General features: G+C 65.8%; 15 protein-coding genes. 7 read left to right on the top strand and 8 right to left on the bottom strand.

Going from position 1 to position 19,902, the window contains the following annotated elements:
* Window positions 1-27 precede the first annotated feature (27 nt).
* The 5 genes from ACX9OT_RS05375 to ACX9OT_RS05355 all read left to right on the top strand — a co-directional run bounded on the left by ACX9OT_RS05375 (window position 28) and on the right by ACX9OT_RS05355 (window position 9,770).
* Complete coding sequence (locus ACX9OT_RS05375; RefSeq protein WP_459001305.1) at window positions 28-2,880, top strand: TonB-dependent receptor plug domain-containing protein; 2,853 nt, start codon at window positions 28-30, stop codon at window positions 2,878-2,880.
* A 190-nt stretch (window positions 2,881-3,070) separates the two neighbouring features.
* A complete protein-coding gene (locus ACX9OT_RS05370; RefSeq protein WP_049398732.1) occupies window positions 3,071-5,173 on the top strand; it encodes a M13 family metallopeptidase in 2,103 nt (700 codons plus the stop codon).
* A gap of 308 nt (window positions 5,174-5,481) precedes the next feature.
* Window positions 5,482-7,488, top strand: coding sequence for a M13 family metallopeptidase (locus tag ACX9OT_RS05365; protein WP_049460715.1), 2,007 nt, complete (start codon window positions 5,482-5,484; stop codon window positions 7,486-7,488).
* 126 nt (window positions 7,489-7,614) lie between these two features.
* Entirely contained in the window at window positions 7,615-8,109 is a 495-nt protein-coding gene (locus ACX9OT_RS05360) for a VOC family protein (RefSeq protein WP_423163324.1), read from the top strand.
* A gap of 77 nt (window positions 8,110-8,186) precedes the next feature.
* Window positions 8,187-9,770 (top strand): phytoene desaturase family protein, encoded by a 1,584-nt coding sequence (locus ACX9OT_RS05355; RefSeq protein ID WP_459001302.1) that lies wholly within the window; start codon window positions 8,187-8,189, stop codon window positions 9,768-9,770.
* A 281-nt stretch (window positions 9,771-10,051) separates the two neighbouring features.
* Here ACX9OT_RS05355 and ACX9OT_RS05350 read toward each other — a convergent pair whose 3' ends face one another.
* The 7 genes from ACX9OT_RS05350 to ACX9OT_RS05320 all read right to left on the bottom strand — a co-directional run bounded on the left by ACX9OT_RS05350 (window position 10,052) and on the right by ACX9OT_RS05320 (window position 16,699).
* The gene (locus tag ACX9OT_RS05350) at window positions 10,052-10,726 is read right to left on the bottom strand and encodes a rhomboid family intramembrane serine protease (protein WP_032128229.1); all 675 of its coding nucleotides are present in this window, start codon (window positions 10,724-10,726) and stop codon (window positions 10,052-10,054) included.
* Window positions 10,727-10,819: 93 nt separating this feature from the next.
* Window positions 10,820-11,248, bottom strand: coding sequence for an MGMT family protein (locus tag ACX9OT_RS05345; protein ID WP_423173770.1), 429 nt, complete (start codon window positions 11,246-11,248; stop codon window positions 10,820-10,822).
* Window positions 11,155-12,075, bottom strand: coding sequence for a DMT family transporter (locus ACX9OT_RS05340; protein WP_201117010.1), 921 nt, complete (start codon window positions 12,073-12,075; stop codon window positions 11,155-11,157). The genes ACX9OT_RS05345 and ACX9OT_RS05340 overlap by 94 nt, the downstream gene beginning before the upstream one ends.
* 188 nt (window positions 12,076-12,263) lie before the next feature.
* Window positions 12,264-13,622: a glutathione-disulfide reductase gene (gene gorA, locus ACX9OT_RS05335; protein WP_459001299.1), complete on the bottom strand. Its 1,359-nt coding sequence runs from the start codon at window positions 13,620-13,622 to the stop codon at window positions 12,264-12,266.
* The gene (locus ACX9OT_RS05330) at window positions 13,619-14,869 is read right to left on the bottom strand and encodes an NAD(P)/FAD-dependent oxidoreductase (RefSeq protein WP_459001298.1); all 1,251 of its coding nucleotides are present in this window, start codon (window positions 14,867-14,869) and stop codon (window positions 13,619-13,621) included. The genes gorA and ACX9OT_RS05330 overlap by 4 nt, the downstream gene beginning before the upstream one ends.
* 3 nt (window positions 14,870-14,872) lie before the next feature.
* Entirely contained in the window at window positions 14,873-16,117 is a 1,245-nt protein-coding gene (locus tag ACX9OT_RS05325) for a DUF418 domain-containing protein (RefSeq protein ID WP_459001296.1), read from the bottom strand.
* Between the two features lie 99 nt (window positions 16,118-16,216).
* On the bottom strand, window positions 16,217-16,699 hold the full coding sequence (locus ACX9OT_RS05320) for an FKBP-type peptidyl-prolyl cis-trans isomerase (RefSeq protein WP_049398704.1): 483 nt from the start codon (window positions 16,697-16,699) through the stop codon (window positions 16,217-16,219).
* A 73-nt stretch (window positions 16,700-16,772) separates the two neighbouring features.
* On the opposite strand from ACX9OT_RS05320, the gene ACX9OT_RS05315 reads away from it, so the two are divergent.
* Together ACX9OT_RS05315 and ACX9OT_RS05310 are read left to right on the top strand one after the other, a co-directional pair.
* Window positions 16,773-17,351: a C40 family peptidase gene (locus ACX9OT_RS05315; protein ID WP_065428014.1), complete on the top strand. Its 579-nt coding sequence runs from the start codon at window positions 16,773-16,775 to the stop codon at window positions 17,349-17,351.
* Window positions 17,352-17,482: 131 nt separating this feature from the next.
* Window positions 17,483-18,256, top strand: coding sequence for a C40 family peptidase (locus tag ACX9OT_RS05310; protein WP_005414115.1), 774 nt, complete (start codon window positions 17,483-17,485; stop codon window positions 18,254-18,256).
* A gap of 256 nt (window positions 18,257-18,512) precedes the next feature.
* Here the strand turns inward: ACX9OT_RS05310 and ACX9OT_RS05305 are convergent, their stop codons facing one another.
* Window positions 18,513-19,847: a dicarboxylate/amino acid:cation symporter gene (locus ACX9OT_RS05305; protein WP_046988032.1), complete on the bottom strand. Its 1,335-nt coding sequence runs from the start codon at window positions 19,845-19,847 to the stop codon at window positions 18,513-18,515.
* Between the last annotated feature and the right edge of the window lie 55 nt (window positions 19,848-19,902).

Raw genomic sequence — 19,902 nt, 5'->3', positions numbered from 1 at the left:
AGCATAACAAGTGGGGATCAAAACGAAATGCGCAACGCCAACCGCCAATCAAAGCCAAGCCGCGTCCCGTTGACTCTTGCTGTGCTGGCCTGCCTGCAGGTCGCACCGGCTCTGGCCCAGGAATCCACCCAGCAGGAAGCAAAGGCGTCAAGCAGCTCAAGCGCTTCCACCCGCGCAACCGATCTTGACAAGGTTACGGTCACCGGCTCCCTGATCCGCCGTGCGGACTACGAGACCACTTCGCCGGTGTTCACCATCAACGCCGAAACCAACGCGAAGCAGGGCCAGGTCAACGTGGCCGAGTTCCTGCAGAAGTCGGCCATCGGTTCGGCCGAAACCCAGATCACCCACCAGTTCGGCGGCTTCGTCGTGGACGGCGGCACCGGCGTACAGACCGTGTCGCTTCGCGGCCTGGGCGCCAACCGCACCCTGGTGCTGCTCGATGGCCAGCGCCCCGGCCCGGCCGGTACCCGTGGCGCCGTCGGCGCCTTCGACCTGAACGTCATTCCCACCGCCATCCTGCAGCGTGCCGAGATCGTGAAGGACGGTTCGTCCTCGATCTATGGTTCCGACGCCGTGGCCGGTGTGGTCAACCTGATCACCAAGAAGAACATCGAGCGCCCGGAGCTGACCGTTACCGGCCGCGTCCCGACCGAAGGCGGCGGTGAAGTGTTCTCGGCGTCGCTGGCCAATGGCTGGAACTTCGAGAAGGGCAGCATCATCGCTGCCGTCGAGTGGTATCAGCACAACGAGCTGACCCGTGGCGACCGCGACTTCCTCAACTGCAGCAACGACCTGGTCAAGGACGCCGACGGCAACCGCATCGACCGCGAAGATCGTTCGCTCAATGCCGGTACGCCGCTGGCCAACTGCGTCAACATGCTGCACAACGTGGTCGACATCGGCAGCACCCGCTATGTGCCGTCGGGTGATGGCACCACTGTCGGCCCGCTGCCGGGCTACCGCCCGCGCAAGACCCAGAGCTACGCGCGCGGCCAGGCCTTCTTCGATGAGCCGGTGAACTTCGCGCGCTGGGGCCAAGGCCACATCATCAACAAGCAGGAGCGGAAGACCGCCTACGTGGCCACCGACTTCGGCTTCGATTCGGTCAACTGGAAGACCCAGTTCCTGTTCAACCGTCGCGAAACCGAGACGTTCTCCTGGCGCCAGTTCTTCCCGTATGCCTACATCCCGGGTACCGAGATCGTCGCCAACCCGGTGATGCTGTTCAAGTCCCAGCAGGATGTCACCGTCGATTACTTCTACGCCGCCACCAAGCTTGACGGCCTGTTCAAGGGCACCGACACCTGGGCGTGGGAAGTCAACGCGAACTTCAGCCACTCCAGTGGCAAGTACGGCAATCTGGCCATCCAGGCCTCCAAGAGCGGCGACCTGGACTACACCGACGCGCCGCCGGCGGTGAACTACTTCGACCCGGACTACCTGAGCGGCCGCAAGGTCGACGAGCTGGTCGACAAGCTCGGTGCGTGGGACTGGGGCAAGACCACTTACAAGCAGGCTACCATCAACGCCATCGTCAGCGGCGACCTGTTCGAGATGCCGGCCGGTGCGGTCGGTTTTGCGGGCGGCCTGGAATACCGCTATTACTCGCTCAACGACCAGCCGAGCGAACTGTCCCGCACTGGCGACATCTGGGGCTCGTCCTCGGCTGATGTGACCAAGGGCAACGACAAGGTCAAGGAAGCCTTCGTCGAGTTCGACGTGCCACTGCTGAAGGGCCTGCCGGCGGTGGAATCGCTGAGCCTGAACGCCTCGGGTCGCGTGTTCAAGTACGACAACGTTGCCGATTCGGACAATGTCTGGAAGGTCGGCCTGAACTGGCAGGTCATTCCGTCGCTGCGTCTGCGCGGTTCGATCGGCACCTCCTACCGCGCGCCGGGCCTGTACGAGCTGTACCTTGGCAACGAGACTGGTTTCTTCCAGCAGGCGAACGATCCGTGCGTACGCTGGGGTGAAAGCTCCAATACCAATTACCAGGCCAACTGTGCGGCCGCAGGTATCCCGGCCGACTATGCCGGCGGCGGCAGCAGCGGCACGGTGTACCGCCAGGGCGGTGGTAATTCGCTGATTCCGGAAACTTCGCGTGCGAAGACCGCCGGTATCGTGTTCACCCCGACCTTCGCCAACCTGAGCGTGGCCATCGATTACTTCGACTACGAAGTGAGCAATGAAATCGCGCAGCTGGGCAGCACCAACGTCATGCGTGGCTGCTACGGCGGCACGGTGTACCCGAACAGCTACTGCGATCTGCTGACCCGCAATCCGGCCAGTGCTACCCAGCCGTATGCGGTGACCCAGATCCAGAACAAGTTCATCAACATCAACAAGCAGCGCACCCGTGGCTACGACCTGACCGCAAACTTCGACCACGATTTCTCGTTCGGCAAGTTCTCGGCCGAGACCCAGGTCACCTACACGATCGAAGACACCCAGGAAGTGTTCTCCAGCGCAGCTGCGAGCGGCCTGGAATCCTCGGAGCTGCTGGGTGACATCGGCCGTCCGAAGGTGGTGGGCAACCTGGCGCTGAGCCTGACCCGTGGTGACTGGTCGTACAACTGGCTGACCACCTACATCCACAAGACCGAAGACATCGATCTGGACCCGGTGTTCACCTACCAGGGTCGTCCGAACTCCTATCGTGACATCGTGGCCGACTCGCGCATCTACCACACCGCTTCGGTCAGCTACGCGCAGGCCGATTGGGAAATCCTGGTGGGCGTCAGCAACATCTTCAACAAGACCCCGCCGTTGGTTTCCATCGGTGTCGCCGATTCCCGCTACGGCAACGTACCGGCCTTCGCCACCCAGTACGACTACTACGGCCGCACCCCGTTCGTGCGTCTGAAGTACAAGTTCTGATCCACGCCTTATCGCAGTACCCCGACAGACCCGGCTTTTGCCGGGTCTGTCTTTTCCGGCCCACGAAGCGGCCCCCTTGCGCCCGGCCATGACCTTCGACACCCTTGCAGGGCAGGCCGGCGGCGTATTGTTCGGCCCACGGCCGTCCCCGCGGCCCTTCCCTGACTCACTCGGCCTGGAGGCCATCAAAGTGACCCGTACTCCCAAGATCGTGCTGCTGACCCTGGCCGTTTCGGCCGCGCTGGTCGGCTGCGGCAAGAACGAAACCCCGGCCAAGGATGCCACCGCCTCCACGCCGGCTGCGGCCGAAGCCACCAACTACACGCTGGACGAGAGCAAGCTGCCGGCCTACAACGCCTTCCAGCCCAGCGATCTGGATGCCAGCAAGGACGCCTGTGGCGCCTTCGGCGACTACGTCAACAGCAAGTGGCTGGCCGCCAATGAAATTCCGGGCGACCGCACCAGCTGGGGCGCGTTCACCATCCTCGACGAGCGTTCGGTTGCCGTACAGCACCAGTTGGCTGAACAGGTCGCGCAGGTCAAGAACCCGAACCATATCGAGAAGATCGTCGGCGACCTGTGGGCCACCGGCATGGACGAAGCCAAGATCAATGCCCAGGGCATCGAGCCGCTGAAGGCCGACCTGACCGCGATCGACGGCCTGCAGGACAAGGCGGCCATCGCCGACTACCTGCGCAGCAGCGCGGCCAAGGGTGACAACGTCCTGTTCGGCTTCGGCGCTGAAGCCGACTTCAAGAACTCGGCCGTGAACCTGGCCTACGCCAGCCAGGGCGGCCTGGGCCTGCCGGACAGCACCTACTACACCGATGCCAAGAACGCCGACAAGCTGAAGGCCTACCAGGCACACGTCGCCAAGGTGCTGGAGCTGTCCGGCGTCGCCGCTGCCGACGCTGCCAAGCAGGCCGAGGACGTGGTCAAGTTCGAGACCCGCCTGGCCAAGGCCTCCAAGTCGCGCGTGGAGCTGTCGCGCAACGTCGAGCTGTACTACAACCCGGTCACCCTGGCCGACGCTGACAAGCTGACCCCGAACTTCAGCTGGACCGAGTTCTTCAAGTCGCAGGGCGTAGCCGCGCCGGAGAAGTTCTCGCTGGCCATGCCGGCCTTCCATGAGGAAGTGAGCAAGGCGCTGGGCGATACCGATCCCTCGGTGTGGCGCGCCTACCTGCGCTTCCACACCGTGGACAGCGCCTCGCCGTACCTGGCCGATGCCTTCGTTCAGGAGAACTACGAGTTCTACGGCAAGACCCTCAACGGCCAGAAGGAACAGAAGCCGCGCTGGAAGCGCGTGCTGGGCACCATCGAGAACGACGCCGGTGAAGCCTTCGGCCAGCTGTACGTGAAGGTTGCCTTCTCGCCGGAAGCCAAGGCGAAGATGGAAGAGCTGGTGAAGAACCTGGCCGCTTCGCTGAAGGAACGCATCCAGGGCCTGAGCTGGATGAGCGATGAAACCAAGGCCAAGGCCATCGCCAAGTGGGAAACCTTCACCCCGAAGATCGGTTACCCGGACAAGTGGCGTGACTGGGCGGGCCTGCAGACCCAGCGCGACAGCTACCTGGGCAATGTGCGCGCGGCCAGTGAGTTCAACTACAAGTTCAACCTGTCCAAGATCGGCAAGCCGGTGGACAAGACCGAGTGGGGCATGACCCCGCAGACGGTCAACGCCTACTACAACCCGCTGCAGAACGAGATCGTGTTCCCGGCCGCCATCCTGCAGCCGCCGTTCTTCGATCCGAAGGCCGACGACGCACTGAACTATGGCGGCATCGGTGCGGTGATCGGCCACGAAATGACCCACGGTTACGACGACCAGGGTGCACGCTTCGGGCCGACCGGCAACATGGAAGACTGGTGGACCGCCGCTGACAAGAAGAACTTCGAAGGCTTGACCGGCAAGCTGGTCAAGCAGTTCGACCAGTACAAGGTCGACGGCCAGGCCGTGAACGGTCACCTGACCCTGGGCGAGAACATCGCCGACCTGGGCGGCCTGGCTACCGCCTACGACGCCCTGCAGAAGGCGTCCGCCGGCAAGGAAGATGCAAAGGTCGATGGATTCACCCGCGACCAGCGCTTCTTCTTCAACTGGGCCACCGTGTGGCGCACCAAGTACACCCCGGAAAACGCCAAGGTCCGCCTGGCCACCGATCCGCACGCGCCGGCGCAGTTCCGCGCCATGGGTGCGCCGTCGAACCTGCCGACCTTTGCCGCGGCCTTCCAGTGCAAGGCCGGTTCGCCGATGGCCCGCGCCGGCGAGCAGCAGGTGGTGATCTGGTAAGCCCTGGCTGATGCCAAGGTAGACCTGCAGAGGCCCGGGAATTCCCGGGCCTTTGTTTTTTGCCGCGCCCGTCATCCACGCATGGCGTGGATCTGCTGCGCCTGTGCAGGCCCACACCATTGGCAGATGCCGACCTTGGTCGGCGTATGGCACGGCGGAGCCACCGTGATGCGTGCATGCGGTGTCGATGCCACACACCCGGTAGCGCCGGGCCATGCCCGGCGGATGCGCCGTGATGCGTGCATGCCGCGCCCATGCGCGGCTTGCTATAGTGCGCGCGCCCTCAATCCATCACGGATTCGTTCCACATGCCCAATTTCCGTCCGCTTGCCATCGCCCTGGGCATCAGCCTGGCGACTCTGGTCCCGACCCACGATGCCTTCGCCGCCAAGAAAAAGGCCGCGCGTGCCCCGGCTGTCAGTGCCCAGTGCAGCGACTTCTACGACGCCACCAATGCCGGCTGGCTGAAGGCCAACCCGGTGCCGCAGACCGGCGCCACCACCGCGCTGGGCCAGCTGGTCGACCGCAGCCGCCAGCAGCAGCGTGAACTGCTCGACGCAGCGATGAAGGCGCCGCAGGGCAACGTGCAGAAGCTGCTGGGTGACTTCTGGGCCAGTGGCCTGGACGAAGCGGCCGTGGAAGCAGACGGCTCCAACCCGATCGCCCCGCTGCTGACCCGCATCAACGCCATCAAGAAGGCCAAGGATGTGCCGGCCTCGATCGCCGCACTGCACCAGGTCGGCATCCCGGTGGCATTCAACTTCGGCCCCGACGTCGATCTGAAAGCACTGGACCGTCACATCGGCTACTTCATGCAGGGCGGCATGGGCCTGCCGGATCCGGCGTTCTATACCCGTACCGACGCCGACACCGTGGCGCTGATGGGCCGCTACCGCAACTACGTCAAGCAGATCCTGGCACTGACCGGCACCCCGGCGGCCAAGCTGGATGCCGAGTCGCAGGCGGTGATCGCGCTGGAAACCGAGCTGGCACGCAATGCGCAGTCGCTGGCCGGCATCAACAACCCGTTCAACAACTACGCGCCGATCTCCACCAAGGAGCTCAACAGCCGCTACCGCAACCTGCAGCTGGATGCCTTCCTGAAGGCACAGGGCGTGGATGACGACCTGGTCTCGCTGGCCGACCCGGGCCTGTTCAAGCAGCTCGACGGCATGGTCACCAAGCTCAAGCCGGACCAGTGGAAGGCCTACCTGCGCTGGCGCGTGGGCGACTCGATGGCACCGTACCTGTCCAAGGCCTACCGCGATGCCGAGTTCGAATTCCGCGGCCGCGTGCTGCGTGGCGAAACCCTGCCGCCGCAGCGCTGGGAAGACGTGCTGGAGGCGATCAACGTAGCCGCTGGCCCGATGGTCGGTCGCGAATACGCTGCCCGTTACCTGTCCGCCGAAGATCGTCGCCAGGCGGCGTGGATCGTCGACAAGGTGCGCGAAGTGCAGATCGAAGCGGTCAAGAACAGCAGCTGGATGAGCACCGAAGCCAAGGCCGAAGCGCAGGCCAAGCTGGCTGCGCTGAAGATCGAGATCGGCACCCCGCTGCGCGACCTCGACTACAGCGTGCAGCCGATGGGCCGCGGTTCGTTCGGTGGCAACATGCTGATTGCTTCGACCTGGCGCCATCGCGAGGAAATGAAGCGCATCGGCAAGGGCAACGCCGACCGTCGCTGGGACGTGCTGCCGCAGCAGCCGTCGCTGGCCTACGATCTGGCCCAGAACCGCCTGATCGTCACCGCCGCGATCCTGCAGGGCCCGGTGTTCAACGCCAAGGCCGACGCTGCCGACAAATTCGGCAGCTTCGGTGGCCTGGTCGGCCATGAGCTGACCCGCGCGATCGATGCCAAGGGCGCGCTGGTCGACGCCAAGGGCGAGCTGCGCAGCTGGTGGACCCCGGCCGACAAGACCGCCTGGACCCTGCTCGGTAACCGCGTGGCCGCGCAGTACAGCGCCTACGACTTCCCGGGCGTGAAGGGTGCCAAGGTCAACGGCACGCTCACCCAGGAGGAGAACCTGGCCGACATCGCCGGTCTGGAACTGGCCTGGGCGGCGTATGTCGCGCAGGAGCCGAAGGCCAAGCAGGCCCAGCAGCAGGGCTTCTTCCGCGCCTGGTCTGCGCTGTGGGCGCAGCAGCTGGCGCCGAACGAGGCCGTACGCCGCCTGACCGCCGACATCCGTGCACCGGGCCTGTGGCGCAGCAACGGCACGCTGGCCAACCTGCCGGCCTTCGGCGCCACCTTCAGCTGCAAGGCCGGCCAGCCGATGCAGCGCAGTGAAGCCGAGCAGATCAAGGTCTGGCGCTGATCCAGCTGCCACACGGGTAACGCAGAGGGCGCCTTCGGGCGCCCTCCTTTTTTGCAGGTGCAGCACGATCCCGGATTAACACCGCGCATGCTATCGCTGCGGCTTCGTCCAACGTGGAACCCCGACATGGCACACAAGAACACGATCTGTGTCTGGTATGACAACGGCGCACTCGAGGCCGCCACCTTCTACGCCAGTATCCTGCCCGACAGCGCGGTGACCGCCGTGCATCACGCCCCCGGTGACTATCCGGACGGCAAGGAAGGCAACGTACTGACCGTTGAATTCACGGTCTGCGGCATCCCCTGCGTCGGCCTCAACGGCGGCACCGCGTTCAAGCACAGCGAAGCGTTTTCCTTCCAGATCCAGACCGAGGACCAGGCCGAGACCGACCGCCTGTGGAATGCGATCGTCGGCAACGGTGGCCAGGAGAGCCAATGCGGCTGGTGCAAGGACCGCTGGGGCATTTCCTGGCAGATCAGCCCGCGCATGCTCATCGAAGCGGTGACCAGCCAGGACAAGGCACTGGCCAAGCGCGCATTCAACGCGATGATGCCGATGAAGAAGATCGACATCGCCACCATCGAAGCAGCGATCAGAAAAGGGGACGGAGGGGATTAAGTCGTTTTTTCCCCATTGCCGGTGACCCCATGCGAATTGCGACTTAATCCCCTCCGTCCCCTTTTTCCGAGGTGCAGATGACCTGGGATGCGATCATCGTTGGTGGTGGCCACAACGGCCTGGTCTGCGCGGCCTATCTGGCACGTGCCGGAAAGAAGGTGCTGGTGCTGGAACGTCGCGGCGTTCTTGGCGGCGCTGCGGTCACCGAGGAATTCCATCCCGGCTTCCGCAATTCAGTCGCCTCGTACACGGTCTCGCTGCTGCAGCCGAAGGTGATCGACGACCTGCAGCTGCATGCGCATGGGCTGCGCATCGTCGCGCGCCCGGCCAACAACTTCCTGCCATTGCCCGACGACCGCTATCTGTTGTCGGCACCTGGCCGCACTCAGGCCGAGGTGGCGAAGTTCTCCGAGCGGGATGCGCAGCGCTTGCCCGCGTACGAGGCACGCCTGGAAATCTTCGCCGACGTACTGCGCGCATGGGCCCTGCGCGCGCCGCCCGACCTGGGTGTAGCAGGCGGTTGGCGTGCGCTGCCCGCACTGTGGCAGATGGGGAAGCTCGGCCGCGAACTGGCGGCACTGGATGCGCCGCTGCGGCAGGAGCTTCTGGACCTGTTCACGCTGTCGGCGGCGGAATACCTGGACCGCTGGTTCGAGAGCGAGCCGATCAAGGCGCTGTTCGGCTTCGATGGCATCGTCGGCAACTATGCCAGTCCATACACACCGGGCAGCGCCTACGTGTTGCTGCATCACGTATTCGGCCAGTGCAATGGCGTAAAAGGTGCGTGGGGCCACGCGATCGGCGGCATGGGCGCGATCAGCCAGGCCATCGCCAGTGCGGCGCGCGAGGCCGGGGCCGAACTGCGCGTGGATGCCGGTGTGCAACAGGTACTGACCGAACAAGGCCGCGCCGTGGGGGTGGAACTGGTCAACGGCGAAACCCTGCGTGCACGCGCGGTGGTGGCCAACGTCAATCCGAAGCTGCTGTACGAACAGCTGCTGGAGCCGACGCAGGTACCCGCTGCCACGCGCGAACGCATGACGAACTGGCGCTGCGGTTCCGGCACCTTCCGGATGAACGTGGCGCTGTCGCGGTTGCCGGACTTCCGTGCCCTGCCCGGCCCCGGCGATCACCTCAGCGCCGGCATCATCATGGCCCCCAGCCTGGACTACATGGACCGCGCCTGGCTGGATGCGCGCCGCGAAGGCTGGTCGCGCGAACCGATCGTAGAGATGCTGATTCCGAGCACGCTGGATGATTCACTGGCGCCGCGCGGGCAGCATGTGGCCAGCCTGTTCTGCCAGCACGTGGCGCCGGTACTGCCCGACGGGCGTAATTGGGATGATCACCGCGAGACTGTGGCGGACCTGATGATTGCCACCGTCGAACGGTATGCGCCCGGCTTTGCCGGCAGCGTGCTCGGTCGGCAGGTGCTGTCGCCGCTGGATCTGGAACGCACCTTCGGCCTGGTCGGCGGCGACATTTTCCACGGTGCGCTCAGTGCCAACCAGTTGTTCTCGGCACGGCCGATGGTCGGCCAGGCCGGCTATCGCGGTGCCCTTCCGGGGTTGTATCTGTGTGGGTCGGGTACCCATCCCGGTGGCGGTGTGACCGGTGCGCCCGGGCACAATGCCGCGCAGGTGGTGTTGCAGGATCTGTAGAGCCTCGCCATCGTGGAGGCGCGTGTACCCCGTCGCCTGCATCATCTGCTGTTGGTAGGTGCCAACCTTGGTTGGCACGAGGCAGCAAAGCGTGCCGACCAACGGTCGGCACCTACAGCGTCAAATGATCCCGTTCAAAGCGCGCCAACCAAGGTTGGCACCTACCCGCGTGGGAGAAGGTGTGCCGACCAACGGTCGGCACCTACAGCGTCAAATGATCCCATTCAAAGCGTGCCAACCAAGGTTGGCACCTACCCGCGTGAAGCGAGGCGCATCGCGCCTCACTTCACGCTGCGCAGATGGTTCGGGCGCTTCGGTGGGCCGGGCGGGCGGCGCTTGTTGAACGGCGATTGTCCGCGCCAGTAGCGGATCAGCAACCAGCCGAACAGCATGCCGCCGAGGTGTGCGAAGTGGGCCACGCCCGGCTGCCAGCCGGTCATGCCCAGCACCAGCTCGCCCACGCCGAACAGGATCACGAAGGTGCGCGCCTTCATCGGGATCGGCGGGAACAGCAGCATCACCCGCTGGTTGGGGAACAGCATGCCGTAGGCCAGCAGCAGGCCGAACACGCCACCGGAAGCACCCAGCACCGTGGCCGGGTTTTCCAGCAGCGTACCCACCAGCAGCTGGCAGACACCGGCACCGGCCACGCACACCAGGTAATACAGCAGGAAGCGCTTCTCGCCCCAGGTCTGCTCCAGCGGCGCGCCGAACATGAAGACCGCCAGCATGTTGAAGAACAGATGGCCGAAGCTGCCATGCAGGAAGCCGTAGGTCAGCAGCTGCCAGGGCTGGAAGTTGCCGCCCGGCGAGAATGCGTCGAAGCCCTGCTGAAGGGGTTGCAGCATGAAGGGCTCGAAGGTCTGCATGCCGAGCAGGAACGGCTGCTGCAGCAGGAACAGGATCGCATTGGCGATCAGCAGGGCCTTGGTGACGGTAGGCAGTCGCGGGAACATGGGAGCACCGGCATGGAACGGCCTCCATCATAGCCGCAGCACCGTGTCTTGTTGGCGACCGGCAGGCGCGGCCTGTTCAGTCGCCAGCGGTGCTCAGCCGGGCCCCCACACAGCGGCATCCAGTGCCGCCGCCGGATCAGCCGCCGGCATCCGCACCCGGCCGTTCTCCACCCGCACGCCCTCGGCGCGCAACCGCTGTGACTGCTCGCGCCAGCCGGCCGACCCTTCTTCCATGGCAATGCGCCCATCCGAGCGCAACACGCGGTGCCAAGGCAGGTCCGGGTCGTCGTTCTGGCCCAGGATGCGCGCGGTCAGGCGCGCACGCCCGGGCAGGCCCGCGCGCAGCGCCACCTGCCCATAGCCCATCACCTGCCCCGCCGGGATCGCGCGGATCACCGCCAGGATGCGCGCGCGCGCCTGCTCAGGCGTCAGCGCCGCAGGCGGGTTACCAGCAGAACGCCGATCAGCACCAGCACGGTGCCGGCGATCTGCGCCGGCCCCATCGGTTCGTCGAGCAGCCATAGGCTCATCACGATGGTGGAAACAGGGCCCAGCATACCGACCTGCGCGGCCAGCGACGAACCCACGCGCTGCACCGCCAGCATGATCGCCAGCACTGGCAGCACCGTGCACACGGTGGCATTGACCAGCGACAACCACTGCACCGGCGCCGGTGCCTGCCACAACAACGGCAGCGGATGGGTCACCGCGAAATGCAGCAGCACCAGCACGCTGGCCACGCAGCTGGCGTAAGCGGTCAGCCGCACCGCTCCGATACGCGCGACCACCTGCCCGCTGCCGAACAGGTACAGCGCATAGCTGAGCGCACTGCCCAGCACCAGCAGGCTGCCAACGATGATCTGCCCACCCTCGCGCTGCAGGTCATGGCCGAACGCCAGCAGCACGCCCAGATAACTCAGCACCAGCGCGCCGATCTGCCATCGGCCCGGCCGCTGGCGCGCCAGCAGCACGTTGATCAGCAGCACCAGGGTCGGATTCAAGTACAGGATCAATCGTTCCAGGGTCACGCTGATGTACTGCAGGCCCTTGAAGTCGAGCAGGCTGGACAGGTAGTAGCCGGTGAAACCCAGCCACAGCACACGAGCTCGGTCGGCCCAGGACAGTGGTTCGGCCCGACGCGCGGCCCACAGCGCCATCAAAACGAACAGCGGCAGCGCCATCAGCATGCGCAGGGCAAGCAGCGTGGTGGCATCCACGCCGTGACGCAGGCCGAGCTTGACAATGATCGCCTTGCCGGAAGCAGCGATGGCGCCGATCGCGGCCAGGCCGATACCCCCCAGCGCAATGCGTGGGGAGGCGGTGGCGATACGGGAAGCGGGATTGGACATCAGGACGACGGCGGGCCGCTCGGAGCGGCCCGGGAAAGCGTGGGGGCGCCCATTGTCGCACGGGGGCGTCCGGTGCCCGCCTTGTAGAGTCGAGCCATGCTCGACTGTCTTTCCACCGCAGTCGAGCATGGCTCGACTCTACAAAGAGCGACGGCCGAGCATGGGCTCGGCTCTGCAGCAACCGCAGGTCAGCGCATCAGCACCACTTCCTCGGCCGAGGTCGGGTGGATCGCCACGGTGTCATCGAACTGGGCCTTGGTCGCGCCCATCTTCACCGCCACCGCAAAACCCTGCAGGATCTCGTCGGCCGCTTCGCCCAGCAGGTGGATACCTACCACGCGTTCTTCCGGGCCGGCGCAGACCATCTTGAACAGGCTGCGCTGTGTACCGTTGGCCAGCGCCTGCAGCATCGGTCGGAAACGGCTGTGGTAAACGCTCACCTGGTCGAAACGCGCGCGCGCTTCTTCCTCGCTCATGCCCACCGCACCCAGCGGCGGGTGCGAGAACACCACGCTGGCCACGTTCTCGTAATCCATCTTCGACTGCGGGCGACCACCGAACAGGCGATCCATCAACCGTCGCGAAGCAGCCACCGCCACCGGGGTCAGGCCAACCTTGCCGGCGATATCACCCACCGCGTGCACGCTCGGCACGCTGGTGGTCTGCCATTCGTCCACCTGCACCTGCTGGTGCTCGCCGATGCAGATGCCGAGCGCTTCCAGGCCCAGATCACGGCTGTTGCCGCGACGCCCGGTAGCAAAGAACACCGCGTCGAACACACTGTCGAGCGGGCCGTCATGGCCGAATGCACGCACCCGTTCGCCATCGCGCTGCAGTTCGCGCAGGCGATAGCCGAAATGGATGCGCACACCCTGCTGCTTCAGGTTCTCGGCCAGCTGATCAGTCAGCTCGTAATCGAAGCGATCCAGCAGCCGTTGGCCACGCACCAGCAGGCTCACCTTGCTGCCCAGCGCCTGCAGCAGGCCGGCCAGTTCCACCGCGATGTAACCACCCCCGATGATCGCGACTTCGGCAGGCGCCGCGCGCAGATCGAAGAAATCGTCGGAGACCAGGCCCAGTTCGGCGCCGGGAATGTCGGGCCGCAATGGGTGCGCACCGGTTGCGATCAGGATGTGCTCGGCGCTGTAGCGCACACCATCGCTGCAGGCCACGGTGTGCGCATCCAGCAGATGGCCACGCGCCGGAATACGCACCACGCCGGTCTCATCCAGGCGTTTGTGGTAGCTGGTGTGGATGTTGCTGATGTAGGCCTGGCGATGGATCACCAGTTCCTTCCAGGAAAGCGCCGGGCGCGCTTTTACATCGAAGCCCATCGCACTGGCCAGACCGATACGCTCGTGCAGGTCGGCCGCCAGCCACATCGCCTTCTTCGGCACGCAGCCGACATTGACGCAGGTCCCGCCCAGCTCACCGGGCTCCAGCATTGCCACGCGCTTGCCATGCTGCGCGGCGCGGATCGCGCCGGCCAGGCCGGCGGAGCCGCCGCCAAGGACGATCAGGTCGTAATCAAAGGATGCAGTGCTCATCGGAATCGCTCGGGTCGGTAAGGGGCAGGATCGATCGCTGGCGTGCGGCCGCAGACGAGATCGGCGATCAGCTGGCCGGTGCCGGCGCTCATGCTGATGCCGAGCATGCCATGCCCCGCTGCAAGCCAGACGTGAGGATGCGCAGGCGCGCGGCCGATCAACGGCACGTCGTCCACGCTCATGGGGCGCCACCCGCACCACTGCTCCTGCAGCTGCGCACCGCGTGGCGCGCGCAGGTAGTGGTCGGCGGCCTGCTGCAGGGCCTGCAGGCGGGCCGTGCGCAGCTGCGGTTCGGCACCGGCGAATTCCATGGTGCCGCCCAGTCGCAACGCCTCGCGCCAAGCAATCACGAACACGGAATGGTCCTTCAGCACCACCGGGCGCTGCGGCACCTGCAACGGTCGCGACCAGGTCAGCGAGTAACCTTTGCCGGGCTGGATCGGTACGCGCAGATCCAGCTGCCGTGCCCAGCGCGGCGACCACGGCCCGGTGGCCAGCACCAGCTCGCGTGCGTGCAGCGTGCGTTCGCTGACGTGCACGCGCACACCCTGCGCGTGGGCGCTGAAATCCTGCACGTCCGAGTGCTCTTCGATCACCACGCCCTGTGCACGCAGCACGCGCGCCAGTTCGGCGGTGTAGCGGTCCGGACGCAGCTGCGCATCGCCGGGGAAGTGGATCGCGCCGGCAATGCGATCATGGAAAGCTGGATTGTCGCGCGCATAGTCGGCGCCGTCGATGCGCGCCGTGGCGATGCCCTGCGCGTTCAGTGCCTCACACTCAGCGGCGTGGTGATCGAAATTGCGGGCATCGCCAAACACGTAGTCCAGACCGCGGGTATCGAATTCGCAGTCCAGCGCATGCGTCTGCACCCAGTGGGCCAGGCGCAGCCGTGAATCATTCAACAGTGCGCCGCGTGCCCGCGTGGCGTGCAGCCAGTCACGTGCGTTACAGCGCGCGCCGAACTGCAGCAGCCAGCGCCACAATGCAGGGTCCAGGCGCGTACGTACGTACAACGGTGCACGCGGATCGAGCATCCAGCGCAGCGCGCGCAGCGGTACACCAGGCGCTGGCAGCGGCGGCGCGTGGCTGGGGGTGATGGTGCCGCAGTTGCCATGCGAGGTCGCGCCGCCGACACGCCCACGGTCGATCACGCGTACCTGCCGGCCCTGTGCGCGCAGCGCGAGCGCGACGGCCAGTCCAATGGCACCGGCGCCGACCACGATCACATCCTCGCGCGCGCCCTGCATCGATCAGCCCTGCCCGGCCCCGCGCCGCATCGGCGGCCACTGCCGGTAGGTCATCGCACGCCACAGCCATTCCATCGGCCCAAAACGGAAGCGGCGCAACCACGCGTGCGAAATGCCCACCTGCACAGCGAACAGCAGTAGTGCGAACAGCAGCTGCACGCTGCGCGGCATCACCTCGAACCATCCCAGTCCGTAGTGATAGAAAAGCAGCGTGCAGACCAGCGACTGCGCCAGGTAATGGGTCAGCGCCATGCGCCCCACCGGCGCCAGCCAGGCCAATCGCATGCGCCAGTGCACGATCCACGCCAGGTAGCCCAGGCACATCGGCAGCCCGCCAACCGTGACCATGGCCATCGCCGCCGTCACCGGCAGGTTGTACGCACCGGGTGCCAGGTAGGGTTTCCAGGCAACCCCCAGCAGCGTGACCAGCAGGCCCAGCGGCAGTGCGATCCAGCGCAGCGACGCGTACAGGCGCGGGAAGCGCTCCGGCTTCGCCAGCGCGCCACTGCCGGCGAACCAGCTGCCGATCAGGAACATGCCCAGCACTTCCGGGCCGGTGATCAGCAGCGCCCCCATGGACGTACCGAACTCACTCAGGCGCTGCACATTGGCCTGCGCCCAGCTGCCCTGCCCGTACACCTGCCGTTGCAGCTCGATGCTCCGCTGCGCCTCAGCAAGCATGCCCTGCACATCTTCGGTCGAAGCCATCGACACCATCGCGCCGACCAGCAGCATCATCGCCACACCGCCGAGGTAGACCATCAACCCCATCCACGACAGCCAGCTGCGTGGCGCCTCGCGGCACGCCAGCAGCGGCAACGAGATCAGTGCATACATCACCAGAATGTCGCCGGACCAGACCAGCAGTGCATGGCACAGACCGATCAGCAGCAAGCCAGCGCTGCGGCGCAGGTAGAACGGGGTGAAGTCGCGCCCGGCGGCCTCAGCGCGCTGCGCCATCACCGCGAAGCCGGCACCGAACAGCAACGAGAACAGGGTGAAGAACTTGCCCTGCACGAACACGTAGACAAAGGCATCGGCCCAGTAGTCGACGCCCTGCCAATGCACGTCGATGCCGGTGAACGCCAGGTCCAGCGGCCCGCTGAAGGCCTCGATGTTCATCAGCAGGATGCCCAGCAGCGCAGCACCGCGCAGCACGTCAAGCACGGCGATGCGTTCGCCGGAAGCCACCGGCTGCAGGGAAGGAGAAGCGGCGTTCACAGGGCGTCCGTCGGGCAGGTCCGCCATTATGCCGCCGGCCTGCGCGCCATGGATGGCCGCGCCGTGTTCCACAAAAGCAACGGCCCGCCGAAGCGGGCCGTTGCTGCCATCACGATCGCGCTGCGATCAGTGCTGGTGACCGCCGTCGCCGTGGACGTGGCCGTGGTCGATTTCTTCCTTGCCGGCTTCGCGCACATCGACGATTTCCACGTCGAAGTGCAGGTCCTTGCCGGCCATCGGATGGTTCAGGTCGACGTCGACGACGCTCATGCCGACCTTCTGCACGGTCACCGCACGCGGGCCGAAGTTGGTCTGCAGCACGACCTGCTGGCCCGGAGCCAGCTTGGTGTTGCCGAAGTGCTTCTTCGGTACGCGCTGGGACAGGCCCTCGCGGCGCTCGCCGTAGGCATCGGCTGCGTTGACGTCGACGCTGAAGGTCGCGCCGGCTTCCTTGTCCATCATGGCGTTTTCCAGGCCCGGGATGATGTTGCCGTGGCCGATCAGGATCGCCAGCGGCTCGCCGCGGTCCTTGGACGATTCGATCGGCTCCTGGCCGACTTCGGAAACGGTGTAGTGGAAGCGGACAACGCGGTCTTTTTCGATCTTCATGCGCAACTCTGTCTGGATCTGCCGGAGGCAGGCGGGTTGGGGCGGGTTGTCGCCCGGCGGGGACGCCGCCATCATGACGGCCAATCCTAAGGTGGCGCATTATCCGGAGATCATGCACATCACGCCAGTTTCGTCCGGCCTGCGCCGGCTCCTCGCCCCGGCCCTGCTGCTGGCCCTGCCCGTGCTGATGACCGCCTGCGGCGGCGGCAAGGCCACCCGACCCGCGCCGCCCCCGCCGACCGCGAACTGGCCGAAGACCGTGCCGGACAATCCCGAGGCGGCCAACTCGGTGCTGATGCGCGCCATCAGCCTGGTCGGCACCCCCTATCGCTATGGCGGCAATACCCCCGACTCCGGCTTCGACTGCAGCGGCCTGGTGGCCTACGTCTACCGCGAGATGCTGGACCTGAAACTGCCGCGCACCTCGCGCGACCTGGCGGCGGTACAGGGCCCGAAGATCGACCCGCAGCGCCTGGCCACCGGCGACCTGGTGTTCTTCGGCAGCCGCGGCAGCGTCACCCATGTCGGCATTTATGTGGGTGAAGGGCGCTTCGTGCACGCGCCGAGCACCGGTGGCACGGTCCGGCTGGACTCGCTCAGCGGTCCGTACTGGAAGGACCACTACACCGGGGCGAAACGCGTCCTTCGCTAAGATGAACAGGCGATATGTTCAAAATTGTGACGCATATCACTGCGCAACTAACGATTTACTAACGGAATTTTTAACTTATTGCCGCTTTTACAGGGCATGATGCCCCATCGTTTTTTTCCTGTGACCGACGCGTGACGACTGACGACCTGAAAAGCGAAGGCCAGACTTCCGTATCTTCACGTAGTGCCCGCCCGCTGTTGCTTGGCCTGGCACTGTGTCTGACCAGCCTTCCGGCCTGGTCGCAGACTGCTCCGAACCGTTCCGATGTGACCCCGGCCCCGGTGGCCGAGAGCACCGCCCGACCGGCCGCCAAGGCCGAGGCTGCCGCTCCGCAGCGCAGCCGCGTCGATGCCGCCGCCAGCGCCACGCTGGCCGCCCTGCTGCCGCACCTGGCCGCCAATGACACCATTCCGCTGATGGACCGCTCGGCCGTGGTAGCCGGTGATCTCAGCCGCCTGCTCGCCAACTACGACACCAGCAGCGCCGCCAATGGCAGCGTTGTCGGCACCGCCGCCGACAACGGCAAGGTGCAATCGCTGCTGCGCCGCGCGATGACCCTGCTGGGCACCCCGTACCGTTGGGGTGGCAGCAACCCGGACAGCGGTTTCGACTGCAGCGGCCTGGTCGGTTACGTGTTCCGCTCGGCCCTGGGCATCGAGCTGCCGCGCGTGTCGCGCGAGATGGCACACGACGACAACGCCGAACTGATCAATGATCGCACCGCACTGGCTGCCGGTGACCTGGTGTTCTTCGGCCGCAAGGGCCGCGTCGACCACGTCGGCATCTATGTTGGCGATGGCCGCTTCCTGCACGCACCGAGCTCCGGCAAGGACGTCCGCGTGGACACCCTGCTCAGCGGCTACTGGGGCAACAAGTTCATGCAGGCCCGCCGGGTCGATCTCTGACCCGCTGGCGCCACTGCGCCGCCTGACACGAGAAAGCCGCTGCCCTGCAGCGGCTTTTTTGTTTGCGCCCCCACTGGGTGCCGACCTTGGCCGGCACTGCGCCACCTGCCCCAGTGGGTGCCGACCGTTGGTCGGCACTGCGGCCATCCACGCATGGCGTGGATCTACCGGGGACCTACCCTGATCGGCACCGCGCCAGTCAGCTCCAAAACAAAAAGCCCGCCGGTCAGGGCGGGCCTTTCATCTCCACGCAACCTCAGCCGCGTGGCGGTGTCGGGTCCGGATCGTCCACGCCCACGTTGCTGGACGGATTGTCATACACCGCCTGGTCAAGCAGGCCGGTTTCCTTGGCCACGATCACCGGCACCAGCATCTGGCCCGTCACATTCGTCATCGTGCGCATCATGTCCAGGATGCGGTCAATGGCATACAGGTAGCCGATGGTTTCCAGCGGCAGGTTGGCTGCGCTCAGCACCACCGTGGCCATGATCACAGCAGTACCCGGCACGCCGGCGGTACCGAAGCTGCCCAGCACCGAGGCAATCAGCACCACCACGTACTGCTCCGGGGTCAGCGGCACACCGCTGTACTGCGCGATGAACACCGCGCACAGCGCCGGGTAGATCGCGCCGCAGCCATCCATCTTGATGCTGGCACCCAGCGGCACCGCGAACGAACCGTAGTCCTTGTTCACGCCCAGGTTGTGGGTGATCGAGCGCAGCGCCACCGGCATCGCTGCGAAGCTGGACGAACTGACGAAGGCGACCTGCATGCCCGGCGCCGCGCCACGGAAGAACTTCAGCGGGTTCAGGCCGTGCGCCAGCAGCAGTGCGCTGTAGACCACCACGATGTGCAGTGCGCAGGCCACGTACAGCGCCAGCACGAAGTGGCCCAGCGGCAGCAGCTTCTCGAAACCGTAGCTGCCGACCAGGCCAGCAATCAGGCCGAAGGTGCCGATCGGGGTGACTTCCAGCACGAAGCGGGTCACCTGGATCATGATGTCGCTCATCTGCCCGACCAGCTTGCGCGCCTCGGTCACCTTCTCGCCCAGCTTGACGATGGCAAAGCCCACCAGGCCAGCGAAGAAGATCACTGGCAGGATCGAGCCGCGACCGGCAGCCAGCACGGTTTCACCGGCCGCATTGACCTTGGTGCCGATGCCGGACAGCGCGTAGAAGACATTGGCCGGCACCACGTCCAGCAGCACCTGCACCACGCTGGGCACTTCGCGCGGCACGTAGTTGCTGGCCATCGACAGCTGCAGGCCACCGGCGCCGGGCTGCAGCACGGTACCCACGCCCAGGCCGACGCACACCGCCAACGCGGCGGTGATCACGAACCACAGGAAGGTGCGGCCACTGAGCGCGGCGACCGACTTCTGGCCGTGCAGCGACGAGATTGCGTTGATGACCGCGAAGAACACCAGCGGCACGGCGATCATCTTGATCAGGGTGACGTACAGCTCGCCGAGCGGGCCGAACCACGTTTCCGCGGCCGGGCCGAGCGCCCAGCCGGCCAGCGCGCCGAGCACGAAGCCACCGACCACGCGCTGCCAGAATGGAATCCGCAGCCAGGCAGAGACCAGCTTCATAGGCAATCCAGAGGGGAAGGAAGGGATGCTGGCACGATAGCCCAAGGCGGCCCGC

The sequence above is a fragment of the Stenotrophomonas genospecies 3 genome (assembly GCF_054473855.1).
Note: the sequence above shows the minus strand (reverse complement) of the source record. Positions and strands in the feature narration are given on the sequence as shown.

Bases quoted from the DNA above. Each gene is read 5' to 3' on its own strand.
- ACX9OT_RS05375 (WP_459001305.1), top strand. From the start codon at position 28: ATGCGCAACGCCAACCGCCAATCAAAGCCAAGCCGCGTCCCGTTGACT.
- ACX9OT_RS05365 (WP_049460715.1), top strand. From the start codon at position 5,482: ATGCCCAATTTCCGTCCGCTTGCCATCGCCCTGGGCATCAGCCTGGCG.
- ACX9OT_RS05360 (WP_423163324.1), top strand. From the start codon at position 7,615: ATGGCACACAAGAACACGATCTGTGTCTGGTATGACAACGGCGCACTC.
- ACX9OT_RS05355 (WP_459001302.1), top strand. From the start codon at position 8,187: ATGACCTGGGATGCGATCATCGTTGGTGGTGGCCACAACGGCCTGGTC.
- ACX9OT_RS05350 (WP_032128229.1), bottom strand. From the start codon at position 10,726: ATGTTCCCGCGACTGCCTACCGTCACCAAGGCCCTGCTGATCGCCAAT.
- ACX9OT_RS05345 (WP_423173770.1), bottom strand. From the start codon at position 11,248: ATGGCTGCTCGACGAACCGATGGGGCCGGCGCAGATCGCCGGCACCGT.
- ACX9OT_RS05340 (WP_201117010.1), bottom strand. From the start codon at position 12,075: ATGTCCAATCCCGCTTCCCGTATCGCCACCGCCTCCCCACGCATTGCG.
- gorA (WP_459001299.1), bottom strand. From the start codon at position 13,622: ATGAGCACTGCATCCTTTGATTACGACCTGATCGTCCTTGGCGGCGGC.
- ACX9OT_RS05330 (WP_459001298.1), bottom strand. From the start codon at position 14,869: ATGCAGGGCGCGCGCGAGGATGTGATCGTGGTCGGCGCCGGTGCCATT.
- ACX9OT_RS05325 (WP_459001296.1), bottom strand. From the start codon at position 16,117: ATGGCGGACCTGCCCGACGGACGCCCTGTGAACGCCGCTTCTCCTTCC.
- ACX9OT_RS05320 (WP_049398704.1), bottom strand. From the start codon at position 16,699: ATGAAGATCGAAAAAGACCGCGTTGTCCGCTTCCACTACACCGTTTCC.
- ACX9OT_RS05315 (WP_065428014.1), top strand. From the start codon at position 16,773: ATGACGGCCAATCCTAAGGTGGCGCATTATCCGGAGATCATGCACATC.
- ACX9OT_RS05305 (WP_046988032.1), bottom strand. From the start codon at position 19,847: ATGAAGCTGGTCTCTGCCTGGCTGCGGATTCCATTCTGGCAGCGCGTG.